The sequence below is a fragment of the Bradyrhizobium sp. SZCCHNR1051 genome, assembly GCF_032489615.1.
In the GTDB taxonomy this organism is placed as follows: domain Bacteria; phylum Pseudomonadota; class Alphaproteobacteria; order Rhizobiales; family Xanthobacteraceae; genus Bradyrhizobium.
Genome location: NZ_JAUEYJ010000014.1, coordinates 144,360 through 160,621 on the forward strand (window position 1 = coordinate 144,360; position 16,262 = coordinate 160,621).

At 65.0% G+C, this 16,262-nt stretch carries 15 protein-coding genes; 5 read left to right on the forward strand and 10 right to left on the reverse strand.

Annotation, left to right across the window (positions count from 1 at the left end):
- Positions 1-17: 17 nt before the first annotated feature.
- The 6 genes from QW868_RS18655 to QW868_RS18680 form a co-directional block, all read right to left on the reverse strand.
- Positions 18-722 carry an SDR family oxidoreductase gene (locus tag QW868_RS18655; RefSeq protein ID WP_316163748.1) on the reverse strand — a complete coding sequence of 235 codons (705 nt, stop codon included), beginning with the start codon at positions 720-722 and terminating at the stop codon, positions 18-20.
- The gene (locus tag QW868_RS18660) at positions 719-1,789 is read right to left on the reverse strand and encodes an ABC transporter substrate-binding protein (protein WP_316231164.1); all 1,071 of its coding nucleotides are present in this window, start codon (positions 1,787-1,789) and stop codon (positions 719-721) included. Before QW868_RS18660 ends, QW868_RS18655 begins: the two co-directional genes overlap by 4 nt.
- Before the next feature lie 18 nt (positions 1,790-1,807).
- A complete protein-coding gene (locus tag QW868_RS18665; protein WP_316231165.1) occupies positions 1,808-2,647 on the reverse strand; it encodes an ABC transporter permease in 840 nt (279 codons plus the stop codon).
- Positions 2,640-3,464: an ABC transporter ATP-binding protein gene (locus QW868_RS18670; protein WP_315778291.1), complete on the reverse strand. Its 825-nt coding sequence runs from the start codon at positions 3,462-3,464 to the stop codon at positions 2,640-2,642. The genes QW868_RS18665 and QW868_RS18670 overlap by 8 nt, the downstream gene beginning before the upstream one ends.
- Positions 3,465-3,541: 77 nt before the next feature.
- A complete protein-coding gene (locus QW868_RS18675) occupies positions 3,542-4,486 on the reverse strand; it encodes a dihydrodipicolinate synthase family protein (protein WP_316231166.1) in 945 nt (314 codons plus the stop codon).
- Positions 4,487-4,514: 28 nt separating this feature from the next.
- A complete protein-coding gene (locus QW868_RS18680) occupies positions 4,515-5,330 on the reverse strand; it encodes an IclR family transcriptional regulator (RefSeq protein ID WP_315736224.1) in 816 nt (271 codons plus the stop codon).
- A 219-nt stretch (positions 5,331-5,549) separates the two neighbouring features.
- Between QW868_RS18680 and greA the strand changes: the two genes are divergently transcribed.
- Together greA and QW868_RS18690 are read left to right on the forward strand one after the other, a co-directional pair.
- Positions 5,550-6,032 carry a transcription elongation factor GreA gene (gene greA, locus QW868_RS18685; RefSeq protein ID WP_315795608.1) on the forward strand — a complete coding sequence of 161 codons (483 nt, stop codon included), beginning with the start codon at positions 5,550-5,552 and terminating at the stop codon, positions 6,030-6,032.
- A 29-nt stretch (positions 6,033-6,061) separates the two neighbouring features.
- Entirely contained in the window at positions 6,062-6,526 is a 465-nt protein-coding gene (locus QW868_RS18690; protein ID WP_315783063.1) for a metallophosphoesterase family protein, read from the forward strand.
- Between the two features lie 58 nt (positions 6,527-6,584).
- On the opposite strand, the gene QW868_RS18695 is transcribed toward QW868_RS18690, so the two are convergent.
- On the reverse strand, positions 6,585-8,933 hold the full coding sequence (locus QW868_RS18695) for a phosphocholine-specific phospholipase C (RefSeq protein WP_316231167.1): 2,349 nt from the start codon (positions 8,931-8,933) through the stop codon (positions 6,585-6,587).
- Positions 8,934-9,132: 199 nt separating this feature from the next.
- On the opposite strand from QW868_RS18695, the gene QW868_RS18700 reads away from it, so the two are divergent.
- Positions 9,133-9,975 carry a MurR/RpiR family transcriptional regulator gene (locus QW868_RS18700; RefSeq protein WP_316231168.1) on the forward strand — a complete coding sequence of 281 codons (843 nt, stop codon included), beginning with the start codon at positions 9,133-9,135 and terminating at the stop codon, positions 9,973-9,975.
- A gap of 65 nt (positions 9,976-10,040) precedes the next feature.
- On the opposite strand, the gene QW868_RS18705 is transcribed toward QW868_RS18700, so the two are convergent.
- The 3 genes from QW868_RS18705 to QW868_RS33595 all read right to left on the reverse strand — a co-directional run bounded on the left by QW868_RS18705 (position 10,041) and on the right by QW868_RS33595 (position 14,086).
- Positions 10,041-12,674 (reverse strand): TIGR02302 family protein, encoded by a 2,634-nt coding sequence (locus QW868_RS18705; RefSeq protein ID WP_316231169.1) that lies wholly within the window; start codon positions 12,672-12,674, stop codon positions 10,041-10,043.
- Positions 12,675-13,679: 1,005 nt separating this feature from the next.
- Positions 13,680-13,865: a hypothetical protein gene (locus QW868_RS18710; RefSeq protein WP_315812435.1), complete on the reverse strand. Its 186-nt coding sequence runs from the start codon at positions 13,863-13,865 to the stop codon at positions 13,680-13,682.
- A gap of 11 nt (positions 13,866-13,876) precedes the next feature.
- Positions 13,877-14,086 carry an MJ0042-type zinc finger domain-containing protein gene (locus QW868_RS33595; protein WP_410051308.1) on the reverse strand — a complete coding sequence of 70 codons (210 nt, stop codon included), beginning with the start codon at positions 14,084-14,086 and terminating at the stop codon, positions 13,877-13,879.
- Between the two features lie 791 nt (positions 14,087-14,877).
- On the opposite strand from QW868_RS33595, the gene QW868_RS18715 reads away from it, so the two are divergent.
- Both QW868_RS18715 and QW868_RS18720 read left to right on the forward strand, forming a co-directional pair.
- Complete coding sequence (locus tag QW868_RS18715) at positions 14,878-15,249, forward strand: TIR domain-containing protein (protein WP_315812434.1); 372 nt, start codon at positions 14,878-14,880, stop codon at positions 15,247-15,249.
- 17 nt (positions 15,250-15,266) lie between these two features.
- Positions 15,267-16,256 carry a caspase family protein gene (locus QW868_RS18720; RefSeq protein WP_315812433.1) on the forward strand — a complete coding sequence of 330 codons (990 nt, stop codon included), beginning with the start codon at positions 15,267-15,269 and terminating at the stop codon, positions 16,254-16,256.
- The last annotated feature ends 6 nt before the right edge of the window (positions 16,257-16,262 follow it).

The following is a 16,262-nucleotide window of genomic DNA, read 5'->3' on the forward strand; positions in this document are numbered from 1 at the left end:
GGGCCGCACGCGCCGCTCTACAGCGAGGCGCCTGCACAGATGGTGATGGTCTGTCCGGTGATGGCGCCCGCGTCCGGCGACAGCAGGAAGGCGGTGAGCGCGGCCACCTCCGCTGGATCGACGTAGCGCCCCATCGGCGGCAGCACCGGCGCGGTGCCCGCGCGGCTGGGATCGCGCAGGAACGGCGTGTCGGTCGCGGCCGGAGCGACGACGTTGACGGTGATCAGGCGCGGCGCCAGCTCGATTGCCCAGGAGCGCGCGAGGCCGGTGAGTGCGGCCTTGGTCGCTGCGTACTGGCTGCGCCCCGCCGCGCCATTGGCGGTGCGGCTGCCGATCAGGACGATGCGCCCGCCCTCCGTCATGTGCGGCGCGAGCGCATTGGCGAGCACCTCCGCCGCGCCGACATGGACGCGCCACATGCCTTCGCCGTTCTCACGCGTGAGTTCGCCGAGCCTTCCGACGCGCATGTAGCCGGCAGCATGAACGAGCGCAGTGACGACGCCGATGCCTGCGAGTCGCGCGACCAGCGCGTGCGGCTCGGCGAGATCAGCTTGCAGACTTCGAAAGCCCTCATGTGAGAACGCCGACGGCGCGCGGTCGATGCCCGTCACGCGCCAGCCGGCCGCCAGCAGGCGCTCGGCGATGGCGCGGCCGATGCCGGAGCTGGCTCCGGTCACCACCGCGTGGCGAAAACCGGAACTGCTGTCGTGATCCACTGTCATCCCTTGTACGCAGCCGCCTCGGCCTTGACCTTCACTGCATCGAAATTGTTGATCTTGTCGATCAGCTCATTGGTGTAGAGCGCATTGTAGTCCTTGATGTCGAGCCCGTTCATCGCGGCTTCGGTGCGGAACTCCTGCTCGTTGATCGCGCCCATCTTCGTATCAGCATAGGGCGGCGCGTAGAGCTTGATGCGGCGGCTGATCGACTGCAGCACGGCCTTCACGGCTTCGTCCTCGCTGGCGCCGCGCGGCGCCGTCTCCGGATAGAGCTTCAGGAACGCCCGGGCGCCGGCGGCGGGATTGGCGAGCAGGAACTGCGAGGCCTTGCAGACCGAGCGGCCGAAGCCGATCAGCAGATCCTTGTCCTTCTCGAACGTCTGGGGCATCGCCATCAGGAACTGGCCGCCGACCATCGGGATCAAGGTCGGACGCGGCAGGTAGCTCAGCTCGATGCCGGCCGCTTCGATCTGGCCAAAACCGGTGTCGAAATAGGCCAGCGCATCGACCACGCCGCGCTGCAGGGCGACGCCGGCTGGCGTGCCGTTGCCGACCGCGACCCAGCTCACGTCCTTGTCCGGATCGAGGCCAAGCGCCTTCAGCACATTCTTGGTCACCGGATATTCGGTGGCGCCAAAGTCCGAGACGCCGATCTTCTTGCCCTTGAGATCGGTGTAGCTCTTGAGCGCAGAGCCGGGCGGGACAGCGATGTCCCATTTGTAGGGGTAGGTGTACTGATAGAACATTTTCGCGCCGCCCCATTCATTCTTGGCGAGCAGCGGCAGCGCCGTCGAGGGCACGCCGACGCCGATCGCCACCGAGCCGCGATCGGTCGCGACCTGGACGTTGGCGTTGGTGCCGAGCGCCTGGACGTCGAGCGAAAAACCCTCCTGCGCATTGTAGCCGAGCGCCTCGCCGATCACGCAATTGATGATGGTGGCGTTGAGCGCCTTGAGTCCGACACCGAAGCGGATCTTTCTGACGTCGGCGGCCATCAGCCCGGCCGGAGCGCCGCTCATCAGCAACGCCGCTCCGGCGCTGCCCTTCAGGAATGACCTGCGCGAAACCATTCTTCGTTCCTCCCTGTTTTATTTTTTGCGGTTGGCGCCCCAGTGCACGACCTTGGCCTCGCACCAGCGCACGATCCCATGCAGCAAGATGCCGAGCACGCCGAGAATGATCAGCGCGGCGAATACGCCGGCGACATCGGAGACGGCCTGGGCCTGGGTGATGACGACCCCCATGCCGCGCTGAGCGCCGAGGAATTCGGCAACGATGGCGCCGAGCAGCGCATAGACCACGGCCATGTCGAGGCCGGCGAAGATGAAGGGCGCGGCGTTCGGCAGCTTGACGATGCGATAGGTCTCGAGACGCGACGCCGACAGCGAGCGCATCAGGTCGATGCGCTCCGGCTCGACGGCGCGCAGGCCGGTGAAGCTGTTGATCAGCACCGGGAAGAACGACAGCAGCGCCGAGATCGCGATCTTGGAGCCGTCGCCGAAGCCGAACCAGATCACGATCAGCGGCGCGATCGCCACCTTGGGCAGGCTCTGCAGCGCGAACGCATAGGGCATCACGAGGCGCTCGATCGCTTCCACTTCCGCCATCAGCGAACCGATGACCAGGCCGAGCCCGACACCGATGGCGCAGCCGACCGCGGCATTGCTGAGCGTGCTCCACAGCGGCAGGTAATAGCCGAGCGGGCTGGCCGGGCTGACCGCGAGCCCGGACCACAGCGCGCGGACGACGGCTTCGGGCTTCGGCAGGATGTAGGACGGAATGTTCAGCAGGTTGACCGCGGCAATCCAGCTCAGGATCAGCACCGCGAGGCCGATCCAGGCGATCGGCGATCCCAGGCGGATGCGGCGGCGCGGACTTGCGGGCTTCTGGGACACGGCTGAAACGGCGACGTTGGCGAGGTCAGTCATGGCCGTGCTCCTGCGCATTGAGCAGTCCGCGGACTTCCCTGGCAAGCCGCGCATAGTCCGGATGCAACACGATGTCGTCGAACGTGCGCGGCCGCGGAATGGGCACGTGGAGATCAGCGAGGATGCGGCCGGGGCGGGCCGACATCACGATGACCCGGTCGGCGAGAAAGATCGCCTCGGAGATCGAGTGCGTGATCAGCAGGATGGTCTTGCGGTTCTCCTGCCAGATCCGTTGCAGCTCGAGGTTCAGGCGCTCGCGCGTCAGCGCATCGAGCGCGCCGAAGGGCTCGTCCATCAACAGGATCTCGGGATCGCGCGCCAGCGCGCGGCAGATGCCGGCGCGCTGCTGCATGCCGCCGGACAGCTCATAGGGATATTTGTCGCCGAAATCGGCAAGGCCGGTCACGGCGAGCAGACGATCGATGCGGTCGCCGGCCGGCGCATGCTGGCCGCCGACGCGCAGCGGCAGCCCGACATTGTCGCGCACCGTCATCCACGGCAGCAGATTGGCCGCCTGGAACACGACGCCGACCTTGCGCGAGGGACCGGCGACGTGCTCGCCATCGAGCAGCAGCCGGCCGTCGCTGTAACTATCAAGCCCCGCGAGCAGACGCAGCAAGGTGCTCTTGCCGCAGCCGGAGGGGCCGACGACGCAGACGAACTCGCCCGGCTTGATGTCGAGCGAGATCCGGCTCAGCGCATGGACGGCCGCGCCCGAGGCCGAGACGTAGGTCTTCGACAGCTGCTCGATCGCAATCAGCACATCGTCCGGCGCGGCGGCACGCCGTGGCGCATTGTCGACATCCATCATCAGCATGAGCGTCCACCCGGAATGTTATTCGTTGTCGTCTGGAGTGACGGCCGGGCCACACCCGACCGTCGCTTGTCGATCAATCAGGCCGCAGCCTGCACCGTCAGACCGGCAGCCGCGACCGCGGCGCGGATCGCGGCCATCTCCTCGGCGCTGGGCGCATGGGTCGGCGGGCGCACCGTGGCGTCGCGGATGACGCCGGCGACCTGCATCGCCGCCTTCATGCGGCCATGCGCCTCGCCGGTCGGCTCGCCGCCGCCATAGACGGCGTCCTTCAGCGGATCGATCATGCCCTGCAGCTTCATCGCAAGCTTGAGGTCGCCGGCGGTGACGGCCGCGAACAGATCGTAGATCATATCTGGAATCAGCGAGGCGAAGCCGACCAGCGCGCCATCGACGCCCTGCACCATCGACGCCAGCAGATATTCGTCGTGGCAGGTCAGGAGCGCCTTGTGCGGCGCCGCCGCACGGATCGCCTTGAGGTCGCGGGCATATTTGTTCATCTCGCGGGTGCCGATCTTGAAGGCCTGGACATGATCGAGACGGGCGAGCTCGGCGAGCAGCTCGGACGAGAACGAGGCGCGCGTCCAGGCGGGATAGACGTGCACGATCAGCGGCAGCCTGGTCGCCTCGCCGATCGCGCTGAAATAATCCAGGCAGTGCTCGCGCTTGAAGCCAAAGCGCAGCCAGTGATGCGGCGGCATGATGTCGAGCGCGGTGGCGCCGGCTTCCTTGGCCATCAGCGCATGCTCGATGCCGTCCTTGATGCCTTCGCACACGACAGAAGAAATGGTCGGACAGATGCCGGTGAGTGCCTTGGCGACGATGCGCGTCACCTCGGCGCGCTCCTTCGCGGTGAGGCTGAACACCTCGCCGGTGTGGCCGTTGGTCATGATGCCGACGATGCCGCGGCGCTTGCCGAGCCAGGCCGCGTAGCGCGACAGCTCGGCCTCATCGATCGAATGGTCGGCGTTGAAGGGGACGGCGATAGCCGGGATGATCCCCTTGAAGTTGGTCATGACGCTCATGCTTGCTCCTGTTTCGTCACATCGATGTTCATCGTTTCGAGACCGTCGCGGTCGCCCCGCCCATCGCCTCCAGAGCCCGCGACAGCTGGGCGGCCGCTCTGAGCAGCGGCGCCACGCCGAGCCGCTCGAAGTCGTCCGCCGTGATGCGCATGGTGGGCGCAGCGATGCTGATCGCCGCGAGCGGAATGCCGTCGCGATCGATGACCGGTGCCGCGAGCACGCACAGCCCGGGCGCATTTTCCTGATTTGACAGCGCGTAGCCGGCCGCCTTCACCTGACGCAGACGCTGCAGCAGCGCGTCGAGCTCGGTGATCGTGGTCTCGGTGCGCTTGATGCGCGGCTGCGCCTCCAGCACCTGGATCTGCGTCTCGACCGGCAGCAGCGCGAGAATGGCCTGGCCGACCGCGGTCGAATAGACCGGCGCCCGGCTGCCGATCCGCACGTCGACGCCGAGCCGGACCAGGCCGGCCTGGATGCGCTCGACATAGACGATGTCGCTGCCGTCGAGCACGGCCAGCGACGCAGCCTCGTTCATCTCGCCGACCAGGCTGCGCAGGATCGGGCGTGCCTGGGTGCGCAGCTCCGAGCGTGCGATCGCGTTGAAGCCGAGGTCGAGACATTTGAGCGTGAGGCGGAAGCGCCTGGAGTCGCCGACCTTCTCGACATAGCCGAGCATCACGAGCGTGTTGAGCAGGCGGAACGTGGTGCCCTTGTCGAGGGCGGCGCGGCGCGCGACGTCGGCGAGCACCAGCTCGGGCTCCTCGCTGGTGAAGGCATTGAGCACCTGAAAGCCCTTGGCCAGCGACTGCACGACGCTTTTGCCAGCCTTGCTGTCCTCGTCCACTTGGAGGCTCCGACGTTTCCTGGCTGACGCCGGCCTTGACGACCGGCATTTTTTTGTATGGTTCGGATTGCGAACTATAGTTCGTATATTTGAATGCGCGTAGCCGCTTCTGTCAAGCGCGCTCGCACGCCGCATGCGCGCACGGCTTGAAATCTGCGCAGCCGGCATGATCTCTCCCTGAGGGCCGCGACATCTCGCGGCCTTTTTCAGGAGTCCGGCGTGAGCGTCGCATTCACCAAGGAAGAGAGCGCCGAAACGGCCGCCGAAACGCAGCTGCCCGACCGGCCGGTCTCGCCGCATCCGAATCTCGTCACCGAGGCGGGACTCAAGGCGCTCGAGAGGCAGTTGCGCGAGGCGCAGGCGGCCTATGAAGCGGCGCAGGAAATCGAGGACGTCAACGAGCGGCGACGGGAGTCGGCGCTGCCGCTGCGCGACGCGCGCTACTTTGCAGCGCGTGTCCGGACCGCGCAGGTGATGCCGGCGCCGACATCGACGGAGCAGATCGCGTTCGGCAGCACGGTGACGTTCAAGCGCGGCGACGGCCGCGTGCAGACCTACACGATCGTCGGCGAGGATGAGGCTGATCCGAAGCGCGGCATGATCTCGCACGTCTCGCCGGTGGCTCGCCTGCTGATGGGCAAGTCGGCCGGCGACGTCGTCGAGGTTACCGGACAAGAGCTGGAGATTCTCACGATCGCCTGAGGCGGTACCCATCACGCCGGCAGGAAACGATGCTCAAAGTTGGAATCATCTCCGACACGCATGGGCTGCTGCGGCCGGAGGCAGTGCGATGTCTGTCGGGCGTCCATCACATCATCCACGCCGGCGATATCGGCCGGCACGAGATCGTTGACCGGCTTCGCCTGATCGCATCGGTGACTGCGATCCGCGGCAACATCGACACGGCAGACTGGGCGAATGCATATCCCGCCACCGAAACCATCAGGCTCGGCACGCGTGCCGTCCATGTCGTGCACGACGTCCACGACCTCGCGATCGATCCTGCAACGTCGGGCATCGACATCGTCGTGTCTGGTCACTCGCATCGCGCAGGCATCGAGAGGCGCGACGGCGTGCTCTACCTGAATCCAGGCAGCGCAGGGCCGCGCCGCTTCAAGCTGCCGATCACGCTGGCGACGCTGAACATCTCCGCAGGCCAACTGTCACCCGCGATCCACGATCTCGGCAGCGCCTGAAGCAAAGCGAAAGGGCGCCCATGGGCGCCCTCCCCGAACCTCGTATGAGATGCATCGATCAGAAGCGATCGGCCAGCGCCATCCCGGGGTCGCTGAACGAGGGACGGCCAGTCTCGACGTGGCCGGCGACGCGGCGATAGAAGCTGTCGTCGGTGTCGCTGGTGACAACGAAGTCGTACCAATGGCCCGACTTGCGCAGTTGCCAGTACAGCTCGCCGTGGCGTCCGGGCGCGGACACCTTGACCGTCCACGACGTGGACGGACCGCCATGGCCCGGTCCGGGGAAGAAGGTCGGCGCGCCGAAGCCGAAGCCGGGCGCCTCGAAGTCGGGAGCCGACCGGAAGCCTGGCACCGCGCCAAAACCCACCGGGTGGAAGCCGGGCAGCGGACCGAAGCCCGGACATTGCGGCTCCAGCGCGGCGGAGACCGAGGCGGTGACGGCCTGCAGCGGCCCATAGATCTCGTTGGACTTCACCGTGAAGCTCGCGCGGGCATGGCCGTCGTTGCGCAGCTGCATGTGCAGGCCGCCCTCGAACACGTTGTAGCCGACGAAGATCTCGGGGTTGGCTGCATTCGACGGCCTAACCTTGTCGAGGTCGCCCTTGAAATGACGGTGGAAGCCGTTCGGGCCGAGCACCCAGAGATCGTACAGGCCATCGCTGCCGACGTTCCATTCATCGTCGATCATCTTACCGGCCTCGACGGTGTAGCGGCGCGGAATGAGATCGAGATGCTGCTTGTCGTAGACGTGGAACACGGCGCCGGCAAAGCCGGTGTTGGCGAACAACAGCTTCACCTTGCCCGCGGCGGCGTCGACCTTCGCGGTGGCGTGCAGGATGTAGGGCAGCGGACGTGAATAGCGCGCACCGCTCTCCTGAAACAGCGGCTGCGGTGTCGCGGGCGCGACCGGCGCCGGCAGGGTCTTCTGGTGCGCGTCCGAGGCCTGCCAGTTGCTCTGGTCGGGCAGCTCCGGGAAGCGCGGATCGTTCGGGCTGGCGAAGTCGAACGCCGAGGTGAGATCGCCCGAGATGGCGCGGTGCCAGGGGCTGATGGCGTCGACCTTGATGCCGAAGCGCTTCTCGAGAAAGCGACCGATCGAGGTGTGGTCGAACACCTGCGAGTTGACCCAGCCGCCCTTGCTCCACGGCGAAACGACGTACATCGGCACGCGCGCGGAGAGGCCCCAGGGACGGATGTTGCCGCTAATCGTGTCGGTCGCGGTCAGCACGTTGCCGACGGAGTTGGAGAAATACTCGCCATCGAGCGGCAGCGTCGCCTTGCCCATCAGCTTGCCGTTGATGTCATAGGACGGCACCGCCGGTGCCGGCAGATGATCGAAGAAGCCGTCATTCTCGTCGAAGGTCAGCAGGAAGACGGTCTGGCTCCAGACCTCGGGATTGGCGGTCAGGGCTTCCAGCACCTGGTCGGTGAAATTGCCGGCGCGGGTCGGACTGCCGCCGCCGGGATGCTCGGAGTTGGCCTGCGTCGGCAGGATCCACGACACCTCCGGCAGCGTGCCTGCCATCACGTCCGCCTTCAGCCGGTCGAGATAGTCCGGACCGCCGGTCAGGCCATGGACGTAGTTCGGATCACCCGGCTGCGCGTGACGGAAGCTGGAGAACGCGAGGCAGCCGTGCATCGCGCCGGTCCAGTTGTCGTTCATGTCCTGATAGATGTGCCAGCTCACGCCGGCCTTGTTCAGGAGATCGGGCAGCGTATCCCAATTGAAGTCGCTGCCGACATATTTGTAGGTCGCCTGTGGCTGCGGCTGGCCGGCGACCCAATTGTGCGGGTTCGGCCAGCAGCGCAGATTGTTGGGCTCGGAGTCGTTGGTCGTAGAGTTGATGCCCTGCGCGCGCAGCGCCGGATTGAAGTTGGAGCCCGACCAGAACACGATGCGGTTGGGATCGGTGCCGGTGGTGATCGAGGCATGGTAGGCGTCGCACAGCGTGAAGGCCTCGGCGAGCGCGAACTGGAACGGGATGTCGTCGCGGCCGAAATAGCCCATCGCATAGGGCGTCTTGTACTTGGCCCAATAGCCCATCTTGCCCTGATTCCAGGCCGCCTGGCTGTCGCCGAACGAATGCGGCGTGCCGTAGCCGACCAGCGCGTTGGAGGTCGTGGAGTCGCGGTGATAGGGCGGAATCTCGCGGCTGCCGTCGGACTGGAACCAGACCGGCTTGCCGCTCTCCAGCGGGATCGGGAAGCGGTCGCCGAAGCCGCGGACGCCGCGCAGCGTGCCGAAGTAGTGATCGAAGGAGCGGTTCTCCTGCATCAGGATGACGATGTGCTTGACGTCCTGAATGGTGCCGGTCCGGCGCCGTGCCGGAATGGCCAGCGCCTGGCGGATGCTGGCGAAGGCAGCCGCCGCCGTGGCGCCTGCCAAGAAATCGCGACGTGTTGTCATGCTGATACGACCTTTTGAAATCTTGAAGAACGTATTCAGGGTTGGCGGGGCGAGCCCGACCTGCTCCTGCGAACGTCGCTGGCGTATCAGCGCGACTTGACAGCGCTGTGAAATTTTTATTTACGAAATGAATCTGAATGAGATTTTCTCAGCATCGGGGCGCAGCGTGACGGGATCGACCTTTCGTTCTGGGCCGGGCGTGAACGGCATCTTGTTTCGTATCCGCGAGCTGCAGAACGAGCTTCCGCCGAAGGCGCGGCAGATCGCGGAGCTGGTCATCGCCCGGCCGGAGCCGTTCATCCACATGTCGATCACGGAGGTCGCCGAGGCCTGCGGCGTCAGCGAGGGCACGATCGTGTCGTTCTGCCGGCGGGTCGGGGTGCGGGGCTTTCAGGAGCTCAAGATCATGCTGGCGCGGGACCTGATCGAGCCGGTCCGGCTGATCCAGGAGGACCTGCACCGCGGCGACGATCCGGCGACGGTCACCGACCACATCTTCGCGGCGCATGCCGCCTCGCTGCAGGAGACGCGGCGGCTGCTGTCGATGGACGCGCTGGCGCAGGCGGCCACGCTGTTGCGGCAGGCGCGGCGGGTCGAGATCTACGGGATCGGCAGTTCGGCGCCGATCGCGCAGGATCTGTCGTATCGCCTGCTGCAGCTTGGGCTGGCGGCCAATGCGATCGTCGATTCGCATGTCCAGGCGGTCAGCGCTGGGATGACCGGGCCCGATGTCGCGACCGTCACCGTGTCGCATTCGGGCAGCACGGTCGAGACGGTGCTGGCGACGGGGCTGGCGCAGGCGGCGGGCGCGCGGACCATCGGCATCACCCGGCTCGGCAAGTCGCCGCTGGCGGCGCATTGCGAGGTGCTGCTCTATACGGTCGCCAACGAGACGCGCTACCGCCCGGAGGCGATGAGCAGCCGCGTCGCGCAGCTCGCGATCATCGACACGCTGGTCAGCTGCTGCGCGCTGACCGACACCGAGCGCTCGGTCGACCGGCTGCAGCATGCGGCGCGCATCCTGTCCGAGAAGCGCTACTGAACTGCGCGGCCTCCGGTCAAAACAACGATGAGCCACGGGGATGATCTCCCGTGGCCGATCCATCCTCAATAATCCTTCAGCAGCCGCTCGATGTAGTCGAGCTCGAGCTGCGGCCGCGACTGATCGCCGAGCCGGCGGCGCAGCTCCTCGAGGATGCGGCGGACGCGCTGCACGTCGATCTCGCCGGGAATCTTCTGCGAGAAATCGTCGATGTCGCGGCCGGGATGCATCGGACGTCCGAGCGGATCGGTCTGCTGCGCGCCCTGCTGGCGGCCGGCGCGCTGGCCGGGGCCGTCGCCGGGCTGGTCGCCGTCGCCCTGCTGCATCGCCTCGGCGAGGCTCTGTGCGCCCTTGCGCAGCGCGTCCAGCGCCTTGCCCTGCGATTCCACCGCGCCGTCGGCATTGTTGTCGCCGAGCTGACTGCCGGCATCGCCCATCGCGCTGTCGGCGTCGTCGAGCCCGTCGCCGGAATCGCCCTGGTCGCCTTGATCACCGGGATCGCCCTGCTGACCCTGTTGCCCCTTCTGGCCTTTCTGACCCTTCTGTCCCTTTTCGCCCTTCTGGCCCATGCCGCGCTTGGCGAGCTGGTCCTGAAGCTGCTTGAGACGGTCGCGCAGCGCCTGCTGGTCCTGCTGCAGGTCGCCCATGCTCTGGTCCTGGTCGCCCTGCTGCTTGTTGCGGTTGCGGCGCGAATCCTGGCCCTGCTTGAAGGTCTTGTCGCGGAGCTGCTGCTGCTTGCGGATCATGTCGCCGAGCTCGTTGAGCGCCTGCTCCATGTCGTTGTCGCCGCCCTGGTTGGGCTGCGCCATCTGCAGGTTCTCCAGCATCTGCTGCAGCTGCTCGAGCAGCTCGCGCGCGCCCTCCTTGTCGCCCTGGCGCGACAGCCGCTCCATGCGGTCGATCATGTTCTGCAGGTCCTGCTGGCGCAGGATCTTGGTGTTCTGGTCGAGCGGCCGCTGCGCCATCTGCGGGTTGTTGCGCAATTGCTCGGCGAGCTGGCGCATGTAGTTGTCCATCGCCTTGCGCAGATCCTCGGCGAGCTTCTTGATCTCCTCGTCGCTGGCGCCGCGCTCCAGCGCCTGCTTCAGCGCGTCCTGGGCCGCGCGCAGCGCCTTGTCGACGTCGGAGATGTTGCCGTCCTCGATGGTGACGGCCAGCGCCCACAGGCTCGCCACCACCTCGCGCAGCGCATCGTCGGTGCGCGCCGCTTCGAGCTGCCGCGTCACCGAGCGCAGGCCGAGATACTGGCCGGGCTCGGGCGTGAACAGCTCCGGCGCGATCGCCAGCGCGTCGAGCGCGGTGAACACGTCGCCGTTGCGGTTGCCGTCGAGCGCGAGGATCCGCCGCTGCTCGATCAGCGCCCGCGCCAGTGGCTTGGTGAACAGCCGCTCCGGCAGCCTGGTCTCGAACGGCTCGCTGGTGCCCTCGTTGCCGGCCTCGTCCTTGGCTGTCAGCGTGAGCGTGACGTCGGCGCCGGCGTAGGGGTCCTCGCTGAGATCCTTGACGGTCTGGCCGACGCCGTTGCGGGTGCGCGCGTTCGGCAGCACCAGCGGAAACTCCGGCGGCTGGAACAGCGGCCGCGCGGCGGGCGCGTCGGCCGTCTTGCTCTCGGCAGCCTTGCCTTCGACAGGCCGCGCGGTGACCCGGGCGCGGGCTTCGGTGACGCCGTAATCATCCTCGAGCTTGTAGGACAGCTTCAGCGAGCCGCGCGCCTGCCGCTCGGGGTCCTTGGCCATGCTGATGACCGGCGGCTTGTCCGGCGTCGCCGCGAACACCCATTGCGGTTGCCCTGCGGGCGCGCGGACGTGAACGGTGCCGTCGGTCTTGATCGTGTAGTGCTTCTCGGTGGTGCCCTTCGGCGCGGCTTCGCCGGCCGCGCCCTCGCCGGGCGCCGCCTCGGCGACGCCGCCACCGGTGATGACATCGAGATTGCCGCCGCTGGAGCGCACGATCAGCGTCGAGCCCTGGGGCACCACGATCGGGCCGCTCGCCGGCACGGCGCCTTCCTTGTTGGCGGCGGACAGGATGATCGGCGGCTTCGCGGTGTAGAGCGGCGGCTTGACCCAGGCGTCGACCCGGACCGTGACCGGCGTCAGCACGCCGTTCCAGTCGAACGCCGAGGCCACCCGCAGCGCCCGCTCGTCACCGGCCGCGATAGAGGTCGCGACCAAGAGCACGATGACCAGCGCGCGCACCGCCCAGGGGTCGTGCAGCGACAGCCGCGGCCGCGGCGTGCCGGCGCGGATGCGCTTGATCGAGGCCAAGGTGCGCTCGCGCTGCGCCTGCCACAGCGCGTGCGCGATCGGATCCTTGGTGGTGAGCGTATCGGTGAGAGCGGTGGCGGGGCGATGGGCGATGCCCGAGCCGCGATCGAGCCGCGCCAGGCCCTCGTCGCGGGTCGGCCAGCGATAGCGCAGCATCGGCCCGGCGGCGCCGAGCAGCAGCAGCAGAAACAGCCCGACGCCGATCATGCGGACCGTGAACGGCAGGCCGAGCCAGAGGCCGGCCCAGGAGACGATCAGGAACAGACCGACCACCGTGAGCAGCCGAGCGAGATGCGGCCAGCCGCGCTCCCAGGCGATGGCGAGACGCGCCCGCTTCAGCGCCTGCGCCAGCTTCAGCCGCGCCAGGCCATCATGCGTCAGGCCATCGGGCGTGCTGCTTGCCGGCCCAGCCGGCTCGGGGGTGACACCGCTCAACAATCCCTCCAGGTTGCCCGGATGTTCAACCTAGCACAAAGGCAGCCGTGAGGCACCCGCTCTGCGGGGACTTTCCCGGCGCCGGCCGCGGTTCACACGGGAGTGTGACCGGCCGGGTTCCCGGAAAGCTACGGGGCGCACGGGGGCCTCGTGGTTCGAGACGCGCCGCTTGCGGCGCTCCTCACCATGAGGGGTAAGCTCAGAGATCGTAGATTCACCTGCCCAAGATTCATGTTCCGGGCACCACCTTCGCTCCTCACCCTGAGGAGCCCGCCGCAGGCGGGCGTCTCGAAGGGCGAGGCCCGCAACTGTAGCCTGCGTGGACCGATGAGACTGACGTAGCGACCGCATCTGCAGCTTGCACGTCGCATGGAGATCCGTTCTCGCGGCGCGTTGTCGCCCGAGCTTTTCAAGAAGGCGTCACCCTCGGAAAGCGAGGGCGCAGGGAAGGCCGGGCGCCGGCCGGCGCCCATGGTCCGCGTGCAACAAAAAGCACGCGGCAGAACCACAGGCTCAGCCGAGATCACCCGGCCTTCCCTGCGCGATGGTGTTACGATTTATACGCGATCTTCCCGGGGATCGGCTGTCTTGCCCCCGTCGCCGGCGATTCGTCACCGCCAACTTGGCATCAGCACCGGGATGCCAGAACCACGCGACTTCACCGTCGCACCGGGATCGTTCGTCCGCGCGAGCAAGCCCACGCTGCGCCCCAATGCGCCCACCGCATCCCGCACCCGACGTCCGTGACGACCGCGAAGCGCCCCCTCAGCGGGACGGGATGCGGGGAGTAGAGCATGATTTCGGATAAAACGCAAGAGGGAATTTGTAGAGCGGCTGCACAGAGTGACTCGCGTTGAAAATATCCGCGAACTGGTCGTTCGCGTCACGAGGCAAATGTTTTGCGCAGCACGAGCAGCATCAAGCCGACCAGTTAGGTGCAGTCCCGCAGCGACACCTGTGCCCCCGGCACGGCGCCCTAAATCGTCCGGATAGCACTGATCCGACTTAGCTATTGCTCTGCCAGCCGCTTGCTGCATCATCGAGCCGCTGCTGCGCATATTCAGTCGCCTCCGCCGAATTGCGAAGGTCCGGGTTGAAAATGATGCGGCTTCTTTCGCCACCACTGTCCACCGTATAGCGGACATGCCAGTTTCCGCTCTTGTCCTGACGAACTCCTAACACCGCTGCCATTATCGCCTCCGTCATCGACCGTCGGGACGCTTGACAAGCGTATATTCAGGCCATTGCGTGGCGTTGCTCCAAGCCGCCAGCCGCTCCCCGCAGACATCGCATTCGACTGTATCCGTGTCGGGGATCGGCATCCTCACGTACTTGACTTCATATACAGCACCGCAGTTCGGGCATGTTTCTTCGGCCATAGCTCGCTTTCCCTCTTTAGCAACTTCGGCCATGCTTCCGCCGGGCTAGCGAATCTCACAGATCCAACCCACCGCCGCCCTTGGCGTATCGGAGAGGCCTCCCTCGGCGCCCTCAGCACAATTTCCAGCTGATACGCAGTCCCCGGATTCAGAGTTGGCTCATTCGCTTATTGAAAGCGGCCAAGTAACACTCCTCCGCACCATGGGCAAAACCCGAGGCCAAATATTACTGGACACCTACGTCGTCGCCATCCCTTTCGCGCTGCACCAAAGAAGCGACACGAGACGGCGGGGCTGTTCTCCAGCCCAGGCGGGCTATTTGTCCACAGTATCGAATTAAAACAGATAAGACGAAGCACGCAAAGATTGCAAGAAAACAAACACAAACCTACATGCTTTCGAACGGCCGAACCATAGAGCTTCCCCTTCCACCGCGTTGCCGGCCTGACGGAGTTTTGGGCAAAGAGGAGATCGAAACGATGTTGCCAGCACGCACTATCATTTTCTGCCAGCAATGGTCTGACTCCCACGGCCAGGACGGAAACACATACTGGCTGGGGCTAGATCCACTAAGGGCTACTACGCAGAGCCATGGGACCTTCGTTCTCGGTCAAAAATGCCGAACGCTAGCCGAACTCGAACAAATAGCGCGACAGCTTCACGAGCAGATCATCGATGCCGTAACCTCGGCAAGGGAAAAATTGCAGCCGAACCCTACACCCGCAGGTTTTCGGACCTAAGCCTACTCTGAATGACGCCTCTCCAAGCGTCCCTGACGACATTTTATCCGTGTAACTACCAGCGCACATATCGGAGATTAGATCATGGCCGGAAAGAAGGTTGTCTTTGTAGCATTTGCGATTGAGGACGAGCGGCAACGGGATTTTCTAAAAGGGCAAGCGCTGAATACAGCCTCGCCATTTGAGTACATCGATATGTCAGTGAAAGAGGCGTACGAAACGGACTGGAAGGAAAAGGTCCGCACGCGCATTAAACGGTCGGACGGCGTTATCGTGCTTGTAAGCAAGAATTCGCTGAAGTCGTCGGGCCAAAAATGGGAGATTGATTGCGCAAGAGAGGAGAAAAAGAAGGTCCGCGGGATTTGGGCCTATACAGACGACCGAACAAAACTCGAGGGCGTGAACACCGCGGTTTGGACCTGGGATAATATTACCAGCTTTATCAACAGTCTCTGACCTTACTGGCTCGCCAAATGCGCAAGGCTCTCGTCGTCGGCATTGACTACTACAAGCATATCACTGGACTAAGCGGTTGCGTGAATGATGCGCATGCGGTCAAGGCCATGCTGGATCGACACGCGGATGGCTCGGTCAACTTCGGTACCCTTTCACTCACGTGCAGCGGGGAAGACAGTTTATTGACAAAGAGAATCCTCCGGAACGCAGTGCAGGAGTTATTTGCAGGTGATAGTGATATCGCTCTTTTCTACTTCGCTGGTCATGGCTACATCGAGGAAACTGGGGGTTACTTGTGTGCAGCTGATTGCGAAAGTGGCGAGGACGGCCTGCCACTCAATGACTTGATGGTGTTCGCGAATAGCTCGCGTGCGAAGAACAAGGTTATCGTTCTCGATAGCTGTCACAGCGGGATAGTCGCTCAACGCGAGGATGGAAAAGGGTTAGCCGAGATCAAAGAGGGCATGACAATTCTGACCGCATCAACGGCGGACCAGTATGCCAAGGAGGTTCCGGGCGGGGGCGCGGGGGTCTTTACGAATCTGTTCATTGACGCCTTAGGCGGAGCCGCCGCAAACCTCGTGGGTGAAGTAACTCCTGGAGGAGTGTACGCCCATATTGACCAGTCACTCGGACCGTGGGCCCAACGTCCGGTTTTCAAAACGAATGTGAGGACTTTCGTCTCACTTCGTAAGGTAACACCGCCTCTAGAGCTAGCCGACCTCCAACGGATTGCCGAGTTTTTTCCGGCGCCGGGCTACGAGTTAAAGCTAGACCCGTCTTTCGAACCAGAGCGAACGAAAGAACAGGCGAACGATCAAACGATTCCGCCGCCCGACCCTAGAAACACCGCCATCTTCAAGATTCTACAAAGGTATAACCGAGTGAACCTGCTCGTACCTAACAATGCTCCGCACATGTGGCACGCGGCGATGGAGAGAAAGTCATGCTCGCTTACTGCGTTGGGAGAGCACTATCGTAGGCTTGTTGCCAACGGCCTGATATGATCGCCG